The organism is Rhodovulum iodosum (genome assembly GCF_041020385.1).
Lineage (GTDB): Bacteria > Pseudomonadota > Alphaproteobacteria > Rhodobacterales > Rhodobacteraceae > Rhodovulum > Rhodovulum iodosum.
In genome coordinates this window covers 1-254 of the sequence record NZ_JBEHHI010000010.1, presented here as the reverse complement: position 1 = coordinate 254, position 254 = coordinate 1, and the positions used below count along the sequence as shown (strand labels likewise).

The window sequence follows — 254 nt, the reverse complement described above, 5'->3', positions numbered from 1 at the left end:
CCCCCCCCCCCCCCCCCCCCCCCCCCCCCCCCCCCCCCCCCCCCCCCCCCCCCCCCCCCCCCCCCCCCCCCCCCCCCCCCCCCCCCCCCCCCCCCCCCCCCCCCCCCCCCCCCCCCCCCCCCCCCCCGCCCCGTCGCCAAGGAGCACCGCCCATGCGGATCGACTACGACGCCCTGTCCAAGACGCTCGCCGCGCTCACCGAGGGCGAAACCGACACGGTCGCGCTGATGGCCACCATGGCCTGCGAGTTGCAC

The 254-nt window shown here is 84.6% G+C and carries 1 pseudogene; it reads left to right on the top strand.

Annotated elements, in window-relative coordinates:
- Positions 1-152 precede the first annotated feature (152 nt).
- Positions 153-254: pseudogene (locus tag Ga0609869_RS18330) on the top strand (GAF domain-containing protein); the annotation flags it as partial.